This is a genomic window from Methanobacterium sp. (genome assembly GCF_038562635.1).
Lineage (GTDB): Archaea > Methanobacteriota > Methanobacteria > Methanobacteriales > Methanobacteriaceae > Methanobacterium_D.
In genome coordinates, this window is the sequence record NZ_JBCFBO010000001.1 from 1,886,101 (window position 1) to 1,901,832 (window position 15,732).

General features: G+C 31.6%; 10 protein-coding genes. 2 read left to right on the forward strand and 8 right to left on the reverse strand.

Annotation, left to right across the window (positions count from 1 at the left end; genetic code table 11):
- Positions 1–3,284 precede the first annotated feature (3,284 nt).
- Positions 3,285–4,433: an orc1/cdc6 family replication initiation protein gene (locus AAGU07_RS09060; protein ID WP_069582080.1), complete on the forward strand. Its 1,149-nt coding sequence runs from the start codon at positions 3,285–3,287 to the stop codon at positions 4,431–4,433.
- A gap of 220 nt (positions 4,434–4,653) precedes the next feature.
- Here AAGU07_RS09060 and pyrB read toward each other — a convergent pair whose 3' ends face one another.
- The 3 genes from pyrB to AAGU07_RS09075 all read right to left on the reverse strand — a co-directional run bounded on the left by pyrB (position 4,654) and on the right by AAGU07_RS09075 (position 9,546).
- Positions 4,654–5,568 (reverse strand): aspartate carbamoyltransferase, encoded by a 915-nt coding sequence (gene pyrB / locus AAGU07_RS09065; protein WP_342458782.1) that lies wholly within the window; start codon positions 5,566–5,568, stop codon positions 4,654–4,656.
- Between the two features lie 722 nt (positions 5,569–6,290).
- Positions 6,291–7,019: a tRNA (adenine-N1)-methyltransferase gene (locus tag AAGU07_RS09070; RefSeq protein ID WP_342458783.1), complete on the reverse strand. Its 729-nt coding sequence runs from the start codon at positions 7,017–7,019 to the stop codon at positions 6,291–6,293.
- 256 nt (positions 7,020–7,275) lie between these two features.
- Positions 7,276–9,546 carry a DEAD/DEAH box helicase gene (locus AAGU07_RS09075; protein ID WP_342459365.1) on the reverse strand — a complete coding sequence of 757 codons (2,271 nt, stop codon included), beginning with the start codon at positions 9,544–9,546 and terminating at the stop codon, positions 7,276–7,278.
- Between the two features lie 251 nt (positions 9,547–9,797).
- Here AAGU07_RS09075 and AAGU07_RS09080 point away from each other — a divergent pair, with 251 nt between their 5' ends.
- Positions 9,798–10,670, forward strand: coding sequence for a hypothetical protein (locus tag AAGU07_RS09080; RefSeq protein WP_342458784.1), 873 nt, complete (start codon positions 9,798–9,800; stop codon positions 10,668–10,670).
- 353 nt (positions 10,671–11,023) lie between these two features.
- Here AAGU07_RS09080 and AAGU07_RS09085 read toward each other — a convergent pair whose 3' ends face one another.
- The 5 genes from AAGU07_RS09085 to AAGU07_RS09105 form a co-directional block, all read right to left on the reverse strand.
- On the reverse strand, positions 11,024–12,211 hold the full coding sequence (locus tag AAGU07_RS09085) for an aconitase X catalytic domain-containing protein (RefSeq protein ID WP_342458785.1): 1,188 nt from the start codon (positions 12,209–12,211) through the stop codon (positions 11,024–11,026).
- 315 nt (positions 12,212–12,526) lie between these two features.
- The gene (locus tag AAGU07_RS09090) at positions 12,527–13,888 is read right to left on the reverse strand and encodes a DHH family phosphoesterase (RefSeq protein WP_342458786.1); all 1,362 of its coding nucleotides are present in this window, start codon (positions 13,886–13,888) and stop codon (positions 12,527–12,529) included.
- The gene (locus AAGU07_RS09095; RefSeq protein WP_342458787.1) at positions 13,854–14,255 is read right to left on the reverse strand and encodes a 30S ribosomal protein S15; all 402 of its coding nucleotides are present in this window, start codon (positions 14,253–14,255) and stop codon (positions 13,854–13,856) included. Before AAGU07_RS09095 ends, AAGU07_RS09090 begins: the two co-directional genes overlap by 35 nt.
- A 291-nt stretch (positions 14,256–14,546) precedes the next feature.
- Positions 14,547–15,116 (reverse strand): XTP/dITP diphosphatase, encoded by a 570-nt coding sequence (locus AAGU07_RS09100; protein ID WP_342458788.1) that lies wholly within the window; start codon positions 15,114–15,116, stop codon positions 14,547–14,549.
- 134 nt (positions 15,117–15,250) lie between these two features.
- The gene (locus AAGU07_RS09105) at positions 15,251–15,715 is read right to left on the reverse strand and encodes a DUF5946 family protein (protein WP_342458789.1); all 465 of its coding nucleotides are present in this window, start codon (positions 15,713–15,715) and stop codon (positions 15,251–15,253) included.
- Positions 15,716–15,732 lie beyond the last annotated feature (17 nt).

Here is a 15,732-nt window from a genome sequence, read left to right on the forward strand (position 1 = left end):
TTATTTACACTTGAAATATAACTCTATTAATTTTAATGATTTTATTATAGCATTATACTTGAAATATATGTTGTAATAATCTAAAAAGTATAATAATCAGATATTATTATTAATTATTAGATTATGTTCTAATATTTTTAATTTACCACAATAACTGCAAGTGTAAATATAATTAAAAGCAATAATTATTTATTTGTACCAAATTGAAATATTTTCAAATATATTTCAATTCATAATTTGATTAAAAGTTTATTTATACTTATTTTTTCTTATTAAAATTATAATTGATTTTTATACCTTTAATAACATTGTATTATACTTAAGGGATTAAATACAGCTTAAAATAGTTATTAAAAACAAAATATTTTTTTAATTATTGTATATCAATTAGAACTTTTGAACTGGACTATTTTTAATTTAATTATATCTAATCTGTTTTTATTATTATACTCCAATTAAAAAACTTGAAAAATTTATTTTATTTGTAAATATTAATAAATTAAATTATAAAACTTCTAAACTACTTTAGTTTCTGTATTTTAACTATTGTAGATGTATTATACGAAAATATATCCAAATACTATTTTTTTAAACTTAAAGTTGAGTTAAAGCGTATATTTGATATAATTATTATAAATAGAACTAATATTTACTATTTTAAAATTACAGTTGAAATATTATTAATATCCTTATTAGTTAGATCTAATTTACACTGGAAAAACTACTGGTATCTACAATCATAGGGGTTATATTGTCTTATTTGCATTATATTTTTGTTTCAGGTTCAATTGTACTTGTTTATTTTATGTATTTCTAATTTTTTAATTATATTTGAGATATTTGAAGTTATCTACGTTGATATATTAAAAACTAAAATAAATTGAGATATCAATATTAAATTTAATACCTTTCGTTAATTTTATTTATAATTAAATGCTCATTAATTTATTTACATCTAAATTTACACTTGAAATAGTACTGATATTTATTTTAATTACTATATAATCTTGAATTATATTTAAAATATTCAATTTTTTCTTAAATTGACATATAATCTCACATTATGCTTAAAATGGTACTGATATGTTCAATTGATCTATAATTTTAAATTACACTTGAAATAGTATGATATATTTATCATTTATTAGTTTACAATTTTAAATCACGTTTAGAATAGTACTAATATGTTATTAGTTTATAACTTTTAATCACTTTAGAATGGTATGATATGTTTATTGATTTATAATTTTTAATTACGTTTAGAATAGTACTGATATGTTATTAGTTTATAATTTAAATTAGACCTGAAATAGTGTAGATCTATTTTAATTGGTTCCTAATTTTTGAGTTAAACTTAAAATGGTGTATTTTACATTAATTAAGTTAAATAGATTCAAATTACATTTGAAATAGATGTTAATAAACTTTAATTGATTAATTTTAAATTATATTCGTAATAATTTGATGTATTTTAAATTGATCCTTAACTTTAAGTTACACTTGAACTGGTACTGATATTTATTTTAATCAATTTATAATCCTGAATTAAACTTGAAATATTGCATCTTCTCTTAATTAGCTTATAATCTCAACTTATGCTTAACCAATACTGATGTAATTGGTTTATAATTTTAAATTATACTTAAACTAATGCAGATCTAATTATAATCCGTTCATAATTTTTAATTACTTAAAATAACATTGATATTTGATTTATAATTTGAAACACTTGAAATGATGATTTTATATTAATTAATTTAAATAATCTTAAATCATGCTTAAAATAGTGTTAAATTTACTTTAATTGACTTTATACTCTTAAATTAATCCTTAAAATAATATTAAGTTACTTTAATAATCTTATACTCTTAAAATATACTTAAAACAGTGTTAAGTTTATTTCAATGAATTTTATACTCTTAAATTAATCTTTAGAATAGTATTAAATCCATTTCAACTGATTTTATACTCTTAACTTGATCCTTAAAGCTAACTAAATTTGCTTAAATGAATTTTATACTCTAAATACATTTAAAACATTATTAAACTTGCTTTAATAATCTTATAATATTGAATTAATCCTTAAAGCTATGCTAATTTTAATTTAATTGATTTTATACTCTTAAATTAATTCTTAGAATAGTAGTATTAAATTTACTCTAATTAGTTTTATACTATTAAATATCGTTAAAACAGTGTTAAATTTGCTTTGATAATCTTATAATATTAAATTAATCCTTAAAATAATATTAAGTTATTTTAATAATCCTATACTCTTAAATTAGCTTTAAATAGTGTATTTTATCCTAATTAATTTAAATCTTAAAATAGTACAAGCATCTACTTTATTTAATAATCTCAAATTATGCATAAAATACCACTTTTTAGCATATAAACTGTTCTAATGTTTTATTTAAATATTTAATTATGATTCATGGTTCTTCTTGAATTACACTTGAAACAGTACTATTATTTGGTTTATATTAAGTATAGAATATACCTGAAATATTTTTATTTAAAGTTAAATTTGAGATATTTTTTCAACCTTATTTCAATATAGTCTCATTTACACCGCATTTAAATATTAATATGTTTCAATTGTCGGATGTTTACAATAATGCAAATTTGTTTATGATCTTTGTACATTTGATACAGTTGAAATGACTCTCTGCATAAAATCATTCATTAATTCATGAATCAAATGTTACACTTGAAATGCATGTCCCTTACAAGATTAAAATTTCAAAATATTTTAAAGAATTATTTGTTTACACTTGAAATGTAGGTCTCATTATCTACGAATTAAACCTGATCTAGAAAATCCATTTAAATACTTCAAATCTGATAAACATTGGATAAAAGTATTTTATATTAAAAATTATATTTTTAAAAGGCTTGAATTTTATTTTAAAGTTACGAAATCTTGTTTTTATAATTTATTAATACTTTTATTTTTTAAATTATTAAGTTTAACTGGCAACATCTGCTTCAAAATGTTTTTTACACTTGAAATGCATGTCTCTTGTTAAAATGAAAATTTTAGTTTATGATTTTTTTACACTTGAAATGCATGTCCTTTTAATAGGAAATTTTAATACAAATAATGTTGAATTTATTATTTTACACTTGAAATGCACCTCTCTGTTTGAACATTTATATGAGTTGAGTGACAATTTAATTTACTAGAGAAAGATTTCAAGTGTATTGATATTTTTCGATCATTCTTTTGAAGCTTGAAGTATTATTAATTAAAGGCTTCTTTTAACTATAAATAAGTGGTCAGTATGAACATCTTTGAAGAACTCGGTGAAAAAAACACTGTTTTTAAGTGCAAAAAATTTTTGGATCATAGATTTTTACCTGATAAGTTACCTCACCGTGAAGAACAGATCCGATCTGTTGCTAAATATTGGATTGAAGCTTTAAATAGCGTCACTCCACCAGATATAACTATTTACGGTAAGACAGGTACTGGAAAGACAGCAGTAGCTAAATTTACAAAAAAACAATTATTACAGATGGCAAAGGACAAAAATCTTAATGTAAGGGTAGAATATGTAAGATGTACTGATTACACAACTGAATATCAAGTTATAGCTCATCTATGTCAGCAAATGGGTCAAAACGTTCCTTATAGAGGTTGGACAAAAGCTGAAGTGATACAATCATTCAGAAATCTTTTTAAAAAGAATGTATTTGGAAAGGACCTTATTTTAATTATTCTTCTTGATGAAATCGATATATTATTGAAAAACGATGGTGATGGTCTTCTTTATACTCTTACAAGAACTGAAAACGTTGCAATTGCGTCTATAAGTAACTACGTTGATTTTAAAAAATTCATAAAACCAAGGGTAAAAAGCAGTTTACGTGATCGAGAGATTGTTTTCCCACCGTACAATGCTCAACAACTTGTTGATATCCTGGAAGAAAGGGCCGCATTGTCTTTTAGAGACAATGTCTTAAATGATGATGTAATTCCACTTTGTGCAGCTCTTGCAGCAAAAGAAGAAGGTGATGCTAGATATGCTCTGGACCTCCTCAGGACTTCAGGTGAACTTGCAGATGAAAAATGTTCTGACATCGTATTTGAGGATTATGTAAGGGAAGCAAAGGACCATATTGAGCATAACAAAGTTACTGATATCATAATGACTTTACCAAGCCAGCAGCAGAAAGTTCTGGAATCATTACTCTATCTTACTAAAAGAAAAGAAGAAATAACATCCGGAAGACTCTATGAAGTTTATAAAGAAGTTTCTAAGGGAGATTCAGTGTCTTACCGGCGAATATTTGACTTTATAAATGAATTAGAAATGTTAGGGCTTATTTCAACTAAAACAATCTCAAGAGGTAGAGGTAGAGGACGAACAAATATTATAGATTTACAGTGTGAAATTAGTCTTCTTGAGGATGCTATGTGGAGCGCATAGTGTCATAACTTTATATTTTTATACCTATAAAAAAAATTAAGGATTAACACAAGCATAAAACTTATTTTCACTTGAAATGTATCTTAATTATATTTTAGAGCGTTTATCTTAAGATTAATTAATTTTTAGTATTTTAAAATTTTTAAAATAAAAAATAAATGATTTATATTAGTTAAAATTAGTTTTATAGATTACTCATAGCTAATATAATTAACTGACTTTATTTAATTACTGATTTTAACAGGGCCATTCTAACAGGTACTCCATAGAAAGCCTGTTCAAAGTATCTGCCCTGTGGAGTATTATCAACATCATGCGATATTTCATCGATTCTAGGCAGTGGATGCATTACAATGGCATCACTTCCCTCTAAAAGCTTGGAAGTAATTGTATAAGCCCCTTTGATTTTTAAATATTCTGCAGGATCAGGGAATCTTTCCTTCTGGATCCTTGTCACGTAAAGAACATCTGTTTTATCCAATACATCATGGATATTTTTAGTTTCATACACATCAACTCCACTTTTACTTAGGTCATGGAGAATTTCGCGGGGCATTTTAAGTTCTTTTGGTGATACGAAGCTCACATCAACATCGAACTTTGCAAGTGCATATGCCAGGGAATGTACAGTCCTTCCATATTTAAGGTCTCCCACAAGTGCAATACGTAAGTCATCAATTCTTCCAAGGATTCGTTTCATAGTATAAAGATCAAGCATTGTTTGAGTTGGGTGCTGACCAGCACCGTCTCCAGCATTTATTACAGGAACATCAACTATATTCGCGACAAAACGGGCAGTTCCTTCCATATTATGCCTTATAACAAGTGCATCAGAATATTCCCCTACTATCCGCACGGTATCTGTTAAATTTTCACCCTTTGTTGCAGAACTTGTCCCGGCTTCTGCAAAACCAATTGTGCTGCCGCCTAAACGTTTCATTGCAGCTTCGAATGAAAGCCTTGTCCTTGTTGATGGTTCATAAAAAAGCATTCCCAGCAGTTTTCCAGACAGCGCATCTGATTTTTTCTCTGATCTAGCGATAGGTTCCATTTCTTCGGCTAGTTTCAGGATATATTCTATATCTTTTCTGTCAAAATCCCTTATTGAAATAATATCTTTTTGATTGAAAGCCATAAACACACCATAACTGAACTTTTAAGATTATTCGTAGTGATTTTAAGTTTATTGATTAATTTGAGAATCTAATTAAAATATTCTTATTTTCTTTAGATTCTAATCATATTTTAAGTTTATAGTAAATGACATATGAAAATTCCCTCAAAAAATCAAAGCCTTCAAAAACCGCTGGTTTTTGATGTTTGAAAATCGTAGATTTTCAACCGTGAAAATTTTCAATTTTCACATGCCCCGAAATTCTACGAATTTCGAGGGATTTTTTGGGGCATGGAAAAAATTTCTAATTTTTTCCGGTTGCGAAACATAGTTTCGCAAACATCAAAAATGTTGTCAAATCTCTCAAAACCATAGGTTTTGGAGCCCTCGAAAATCAAAGATTTTCGGGGCGTCGAAAAACATTGTTTTCGACAGCATAAATTGAAGCTGTAAAACATGCTGTGCATGTTTTACGCATAAAAAATCTACGATTTTTTAAGATTTGTAAGCTCTGATTTGACACAGCAAAAATCTACGATTTTTGCATGCTTTGCATTTTTGAAAGCTGTCAAAAACTGAAAGTTTTTGACGCGACAAATACTTGTGTTTGTCAGCTATGAATTTTCACGGTTACGGAACTCTCGAAATTCGTAGAATTTCGGAGCACAAAAATCTCTGATTTTTGGAGGTTAAATCACATAAACAAATTATCTTACTAAATATTGGTCATTCACTGTGTTATACTACAAATTCCTTGCAAATGTCAGGTAACCAGTATGGCCCACAGCTCTTGTTTTAGGCCTAGTTCCCTTAGCTTTTACTTCAATTTCGCGTAAATTACATTCAACAGTATTTAGATCTGAAAAACCGAATTTTTTAAGCACTTTATGAAGTATCTGGACCTGTTCAATGTAAGGAGCATAAGTCGCAATATAACCTCCAGTTTTAAGAGCCTCTTTGGCATGTTCTACAACATCCCACGGCCTTGGCAAATCCAAAAATATTACGTCAACATCTTTTTCTTCGATTCCTTCACTGATATCTTTGCATTTAATATGCACGTTTTCAAGGCCAAAATTCTCCACGTTACGCTTTGCAATTTCTGTAAAGTCTTCACGGATCTCGTACGAGTTCACTTCACCTTCTTTTCCCACGATATTTCCGAAATGCAGCGCAGTTGCTCCGGCTCCAGTCCCGGCATCAATTACCCTGTCGCCAGAACCCATACCTGTAAATGCTGTTATAATTCCTATATCTTTAGGTAGGATTATTGAACATTTTCTTTCCATTAAATCAATGTAGTCATTGATATTTGCCTTTAAAACTTTAAATTCATGACCTAAATGAGTTTTAAGGATATCTCCAGGTTTACCATTTTCCATATCCTCTTTTGTTATAAAACCAAAGTTAGTGTGAAATTCTTCATCCCGGGCAATGTATTTCTTACCCCTTTCATCCATTAAAATGCGCAATATTTTCACTCCTCATGTTTAATAATATGTATTTTGAATTTAATTTAAGTTGATAATTAATTGCTTGATATTTGATTATCCCTATTTTGTATATTTAAAATAAAGTAAATAGCACTATTTGATCATGTATCTATTTAAGGTAACCTTAAATAACCCCTATTTTTCAGTTTGTCTACTTTATAAGGGTATTCCAGCGTATTTTTGATCTTTTAGATAATATTTATTTTGTATCTCTATTTATATTATTTTGTAAGGCTTATTTTTCTGATTCATCAACTTCTATGAGCTTTTTAGTTTTATTTTCACTGATTTTTCTAAAACCTGAACTCACCACATCAACTATGCTTTTGGCTATTTTATCTCCAATTCCTTCCACTGATTTAAGTTCTCCCTGTGATGCATTAATGATATTTTTCACAGAACCGAATTCATTGAGCAGTTTTTTAGCAGTAACTGGACCAATATTTGGCAGTGACTCTACAATGTACAGCTGCTGTTCGTATAATGTAAGTGGTTTTTTCTCGGTTCTGACCTGTACAGGTGATTTGTCCTGTATCTGTTCTCTTATAGCGATTCTTAAAATCATTGCTGCAGTGTCTTCTTCAGATCTTGTTGGAATTATTGGAATACCAAAATCAACAGCTATAGATGATAGAGCTCCTCTTATTGCATTTGGATTAAGGAGGGAAGAATACAGATCATCTCCTTCCAGTATAATTACAGGCTTTCTGAAGTTTTCCACCAGCTCTTTTGCTTGTTTATACAGCCTTTTGTCAATAATTGAGCCTACAAAGTCTTTTGCAGTTTTTCGTTCGATTCCAACTTCACCACTAACTTGATAATCTGCTACAGGGAGAGCTTTTACTTCAATAACTGCTTCTAATTTATCAAGTTCGCGTAAAACTCTGGAATTACCTTCCCTTGAATCCGCGTATATTAGAGGTTTTATAACCTTTTCTCCATCTGTTTCTTCTACTCGGGGAATCATTTTTACAATTTCATTCGGTGCTATATTTCGTTTAACTCTCTTAGAAAGCTGTTTTTTCATCCGGTTCTCTTTATTAATACTTGTCCAGTAATAAGCCTCATCTCTAGTACCTTTAGTAATTAAAATGTACATTTTACCTTTATTTTTCCTTCCAGTTCTCCCACGACGTTGTATCATTCTTATTTCTGATGGAACTGGTTCATAGAGAATTACAAGGTCCACTGCAGGTATATCGATACCTTCCTCGGCAACACTTGTGGATATTAAAACATCATAAACACCCATTTTAAAAGCTTTGATTACTTCTTTCTGTTTTTTCTGGGTTAATCCCTTTTCACCTTCTTTTGAAGCCTGGCCAAAGAATTTTACCGCATTAATTCCTTCTTCCCCACATTTTTCATATATTCGATCTACTGTATCTCTAAACTGTGTGAAAACAATTATTTTAGAGTCTTTATTATTAAGCTCTTTTTTTAGAATATCTGCCAGTAATTGAAGTTTCGGGTGTTCAATTCCATTTTCATGTGCTTTCTTGGTGAGGCGAATTGCATTTGAAAAATCTTCATCCATGAGAAGGCCTTTAGCAGCCTTTGTTCTTTTCTTTTTTAGGCGGTCGAAATACTTGTCAAGTGTGCTTATTCCCTGGGTCTCCAGGAGTTCAACAGCATGCATTGCATTTATAACTGCAGTTAGCACTGAAACTGCATAATAACATTTTTTAGGTGGATTAGAACTCTGTGCAATTCTTTTCTGGGCAGCCCCTTTAGCTATTAAAACATCCTTTTTACCCATATTCACTGACTTTATAACGCCCATTTTCTTAAGCGTATTCAGTCTTGCCTTTAAGGTGGTGTCAATATATTTTTTTATTTCTTTGAGCTCTTCTGTAAGCTCCGTCTTTATCCATTTGACTTCAACTGGGTTAAAGTAAGGTGCAACGTCAGGATCTTCTTCGCTTTTAATGATCACCTCATTTATAAAGAGATTTTCGCATACTTCATTAATTTTATCTTCAACTGACCCTGGAGAAGCTGTAAGTCCAAGCACCAATGGATGTTTGCTTTGCTGCAGGTATTTACCTGCTAAATAAACGTAAGAATAAGATCCAACTCCCCTGTGGCATTCATCAAATACGACCAGTGAAACGTTTTCCATGGAATATCTGGACGATATCAAGTCCGATTCTATAGTTTGGGGGGTTGCACATATGACTTGATGATCGTTCCATCTTTTAATTCTCTCTTCTGGCTTTACATCACCAGTTAAAGATGTTGCTGGAATATTTAAAAATTCCCTGAAGCTTTCCTCGTGCTGGACAACAAGGGGCTTGCTTGGTGCGAGAATAAGAACTTTTGAGCCCTTGAAATTTTTGATCCGCTCTGCTCCAACTAAAACTGCTACTATTGTCTTTCCAAGCGCTGTAGGTGCTACTATCATTGTGTTTCCTTTTTTAAGCACGTCTGCAGCTAAAAGTTGTTGATAAAGCCGTGATTCTATTTTTTGATCCTTGATTAGGGGGTGTTCTATCCACTTTTGCATGGTTTTTATATTGGGCATGATCATATAAAAAGTTCAATTTTAAATTGAGTATATGAGATTGAAATATTAACTTAATCCATTTAAATCCTGAAATTAGGATCTTAACCAATTTAAATATATAATTAAGCTATTATATCCTTTTAATAGTTAAAAAGAGAAAGCTTTTTTATATGGAAATTAATTCATAATTAAATAAGATATAATTAATTCAAAGTGCTGTTACATTATCTAATTTACTCGGGGGGAATTTTATGGATATAGGGGATTATTATTCAAAATCGATTGAAAGTTTTAGAAGAAATTGGAAAATAACTGTACCTTCAATAGTAGCTTCAATATTAACTGTATTATTACTTATTGTGGCCTTTTTTGGGGTAATGGCAACTTTATCGCCAAATTTAAGTATTATAGGAAATTTCACACCATCTATATTCTCTCAAATTAATTCAAATACACTGCTTACAGCTGGCCTGATTCTACTAATCATCGAAATACTGATATTTATTATAAATGCATTTAGAACTGCTGCTACAGTTGGAATGGCTAAACAAATAATAATGGACGGTTCTGCAAGTCTTGATACTGCATGGAAAGATGGGATAAAATTTTTCCCTAAAATATTCGTGGTTTCAATTATAAAAACGATTTTAACAGCTATAATAGCTATACCTATAATTTTAGGATTTTATTTGCTTTTTAATAATATGATACTAAGTGGAATTTCAGTGGTTTTAATCGGATCCATAATACTCTTCATTGGGTTTATTTTAATTTCACTGATATTCTTTGTATTTAACCAGTCAATAGTTGTAGGCCAAAAATCAGTTATAGGCTCAATTAAAGACAGCTACGATATATTCTGGAATAATAAATTAACTGTATTTCTGGTTGCACTCATTAATACAGTTATCTCGATGGGAATAGGTTTTATACTGGGGATTATTTCGATTCCTTTAACTGTTGTAGCCGGTCCATTTGCAACTCAGATTTTAGGGCTTTTGGTAAGTATCATACTTGTTCCTTATTTTGCCCTGGTGATGACTTACATGTACATGGAATTAAAAATGGGTTTCCAGTGGATTAATGGGGATGTAAAGGATCATATAGTGTCAACTGAAAAATAAGAACTTTAACTGGTAATATGAGCTTTAATAAAAATAAGAAAATGTTTAAATCCTAAAAAAAACATTAAGTTAGATGAAAAAAATTAAAAAGCGTAAAATAGAGAAATAGGTGTAATTTTGTCTATTTTCAACAATTATATTTTCAAAACCCTCGAAAACTGTTAAATCTTAAAAAATCTACGATTTTTTACGCGACAAATCGAAGATTTGTCAGCTTAGATTTAACGTTGAGGAAATCTGCGATTTTCGAAAGTTTCTTTCAATCTCAAAATCTAGAAGATTTTGAAGATCATTGAAAACAATATTGTTTATTTTTTAAATTAAATTTTGAAAATCGGTAAATACCTCATTATCTATTTTTCGACAATCATGTTCTCTAATTCATCGAAAACAACATCTAAGCCGCACATACTGGGCACGTAATTCGCTGCTTTAGCGGAATCAACTCCAATAACATCAAAACCAAGCTCTTCAATTGGCGCAACTACCATGCATGTATCACAGACCATTTTTCCGCCGGCTTTTTCAATCATGTCAGTGTAACCCATCCTGTCGGCCGCGGCCTTTACTGAAATTGAGGTGCAAACCCATAATTCGTTTTGAAGCTGTTTTCCAGTCACTTTCTCTGCAATAGTCTTAATTTCTTCGATGGATGCATGTGGACAGCCTAAGCATATTAAATCTGGTTTTTTACTGCTTGTTGAAAGTTTTTCTTTTGCTTCGTTGATTTCTTGTCTGCCAATGCTGATTTTTTCCAGATCGCTGGTTTTCAACCCTTCAAGTGCAAACTTGTATTCTGGAGTTAAGTTTTCAACATGGTAAAGTGCAACGGCGCCTGATGATGCAAGTGCAGCACCTAAACTTTTCAAATTATCTCTTTTTGAGGTGTTTTTAAATTTAAAATAAGGTACTCCGTCACCCACAGCTTTCCCAATAATGTAACCAATAGCACCGTAATCTGTTCCCTTAATTTCAGTATCAAGTTCAACAATTAAATTAGCTTTCCTTTCTTCGTCGAGATGGTAACCATATTCTGGGGTTTTTCCACAGATTGCAGCCGAAAGTGCTCCAGGCCCTCCTTCTCTGTTTGTTTTAGCACCGATTACTGAGTTTACATATGCTACAGCAGATGATTCGGACCATGCGATGTGATCTCCGGTCATGGGAACGTTCCCGACAAGATAAGGAGTACATGTACATGTGGTGGTTATATCCATCTTCCTGTAGGCTTCAATTATCTTTAACTGCCATTTTGTAAATTCATCACTAAATCCAAGGTCTCTTCTATCGAGGTCAACACCAGCAGGGTTTAAGGTTGATGGAACTATGACTTCTGCATCCTGAGCCATGTCCTCTAAAAATTCTAAACCGGCATCTCCAATTGTTTTATATGAAACTCCGGATATCTGTGCTGATGTTATATTCACCAGTTTTTCAGCGTTGTATATATCACCTAAGGCGACTAATATTTCCATACTTTTTTGAACTGAAGACCCGTATTCGCCTTCGAGCATTTTTTCTTCTTGGGGTGTAAGGTACATAAAAATCACTAAAATTTTTAATTTATTAGCTTCCAGTTGAAGCTAAATTGGTGTATTTTTTATATTTAATATCTTCAAGATTTATTTTGAATTTATTTTTATATTCATTTTAATTTAATTTATATTTACTTAACCCGATCAAAAATAGTAATTTATTTTATTTTGCATGTTTTATTGATAAAACTGCTTGATAATGAGTTTTAATGGATAAAATGTTGAAACTACTTGAAATAAATCACTGGGCTGTATTAAAACAAATTAATAAAAATAGAAATGGGAATTTAAGTTAGAACTGGATTTAAAATAAAAAAAAATTCATTGACGGATCTGAGTCCCAACTATCTCATCAACGATATCAGTGAAATTATCCATATCTTTAAAAGGCACCACTGCACCTGCAGCGATATTATGGCCTCCACCAGCTCCATTGAAACTTTTAGCAGCTTCACCAAGGGCATAACCCAGGTTCACGCCTTTTTTAATGAGGTCCATGCTGGTCCTTCCAGATATTTTTATGATATTGTCCATCTTTGATATGGCAATCACTGGCTTATTTGGGTTTAAAATTTCAAGTTCAAGTCCAATACTCGATATTGTACCCATTAAACTTTTCCTGGCTTTGTCTTCAGTGTAAATATATTGGATATTATCTAATTGAACTGATCCCTCTTTTTTAATCCAGTCTATGCCTTTAACCAGACCGTCTCTGTATTTTTTAGCAAATGTTATGCCTTCTTCAAGAGCATTCTCTCTTTCCCCAATGCAAATGCTCAGTCCGACACCGTATTTTTTATTTTTACCGCAGGCATCTAGGATCCTTGAATAATCTTCGATATTTCGTAAAGCGGGAGTTTCACGTGGTATGCTGTAAACTTTGTCAAATATTTTAGGGGTTATCTTGATGAGTTCTTCTTTTAACAGGTCCTTTTCTTCCTCTGCTAAATCATCGAACTTAATCCCATAAGATAATCCTCTATCTTCCAGGAATGCTTTAGTTCCTTCAGGATCTCCAGAAATACCCTTTAAAGCAGGGTTAAAAGTATATGAAAGCGCTTTATAAAGTGGTTCTTCCTTTTTATAGGTTATTTTAAGGTCTTCATGTTCTTCGATTACACCTGCATTAAGACCTTCATCAAGCATCATCTTGTTGACGCCTATGATCTCTTCACTGCACTGCATATCTCCGTAAGCACCGACTAATGCAAGTCCTGTAAGCTCTACATTGTCCATTCCACGGACGGTTAAATAAGAAACTCCTGAAGCACTTACGTCTCTTGTTCCGTCCATTCCAAAGAGATGAGGATTTACATGAATTAAATTTTCATATTCCTTGTCTTGATCACCTAACACCTGATGATGGTCGGCAATTATGGAATCCGCTTTTAATTTACTTATAAGATCAGGGTATGCACTACCCATATCACAGAAAACGAATAATTTGTACCTTTCGTTCCTTAATTTTCTTACGAACTCTTCTTTGAGTCTTGGAACTATTGTGACGTGGAATTTACCGCCTTGTTTGGAAATTGCGTTACACATTACTCCTGCAGCGGACAATCCATCAGAATCATTGTGTGAGATTACTCTCACAACATGATCCTTTTTAATATGCTCCTTTAAAATGGAGCAGGCTTCTTCAGCTCTATTTAACAAGTAATGCTGCGCTTCTTGGGTCATATCTCCATCCTTCAGGGAGTACACCTTCGTTTGTGTAGTATCTGACTAATCTTCTTATTTTAGATTCGATAATCCTTAAACCTCTCCTTGTGTGGAGGTCTTTTGGATTTTCTTCAAGGTGTTCCCTTATGTTTACAGCTCTTCTTATGAGGTTCATGAGATCTTCAGGGTATTCAAGTCCCTGGTCATGTTTTTCCAGAATTTTGGTTATTTTCTGGCCGGTTATGAGTTTAACATCTGGGATTCCGTACTGGTCTCTTAATATAATTCCGATTTTACTTGTGGAGTTTCCTTCTTTTGTGAGTTTTAAAATTAACTCTTCTATTTCTTCGGTTGAGTATTCAACCCATTCAGGCTTAATTGCCATTAAAATCACCTCAAAAATTTTTTATTTTTGTGCCTCGAACACGAAGCATGCAAAAACGAAGTTTTTGCTGCGTCAAAATTCAAAGAATTTTGACAGTGTTCGGGCATTCGAAATCGGAGCCTATAAAAATCGAAGATTTTTGTGGCGTCAAAATCTTTGATTTTGACAGATTTCGAAAGGTTCGGAAAATCCCTCAAAATCTTCGATTTTGGGGCATCAAAACCTAAGGTTTTGAAAGCTTTGATTTTCCTCAACCTCTTAATTAATTAGCTTAATTGAATTTTCAAATAGTCAGTCCTCTGCAGCATGCTTATTTAACCATGATGCAAATTTCTCAAGTGACCTTCTCCTGTGAGAAAATTCATTTTTTTCATCTGTTGTAAGCTCTCCAAAGGTCTTATCATATCCTTCTGGAATAAAAAGCGGATCGTAAGCAAATCCATGATTGCCCCGCTCTTCGTATGCAATATGTCCTGGAACAGCGCCTAAAAAAACCTCGGGCTCGGCTTTGGGTGTGCAGTAGCCAATAACCGACCTGAATTCGGCGTACCTGTCTTCAACATCATTCATGAGCTTTAAAATGCCTTTATTACCAAGTGTTTCCTGCACGTAGGACGAATAAGTCCCTGGAAACCAGTTTAAGGCTTTAATAAGAAGACCAGCATCTTCTACTATTGCAGGTCCTTCTAGTTTGCTTGCAGCATACTCTGCGCCAAATTTGGCTACATCGACCAGCTCTCCCTGCACTTCAGGGTAGCCTAAATCTGTATGTTCAAGCTCTATGCCAAATTTTTCAAAAATTCCTTTGGCTTCTTTAACTTTGTGTTTGTTACCAGTTATAAAGTTTATGACTTTGACCATTTTTTACCATTCCGCCTGAAAATCGATCCTGTGAATGTTTTCTATTTCTTTGAATCTATAATTAAATTTAACAAATCAATATAAAATTATTTAAATTCTGTTAAAACTTGCTGGAATGGTAATTGAATGAATTGTTATTCTGGATTGTAGCGTAAATTTTTCCGTTTTTTCTGTCTATCATACAGTTCAGTCTGCACCAGATCAGCAACTTTTTTATGGCTGTCACGGTAGGCATCCCAAACTGAAATACACCATCTTTGGATCATTTCACCCCTTTCATGGCCTCTTGGAGCTTCAAGGACATCATAAACTGTAACATACCCTCTTTGCACGGGTAAATCAAATTTTGGCCATTCTTTTCTATGTTTTGCCAGTTTAACATGTGCTATTTGCACTTCTCTTCCTGAAAAGTCTTTTTCTATATGCAGATAAAGGCCAATAAGGGCGAATGTGATGGTGATTGGTTTTGTATTTTCATCTGCATACTGAGCTGCAAAGGCGTTAACTGCATACTGGTGGATAAATGAAGGATCTGGATGAGTTTGTGTGTAGCAGGAAAGTTTGTAGAACATTTCCGGTTCAGATTTCGCTGTTTTCATGGTTGTATTCCTTATCT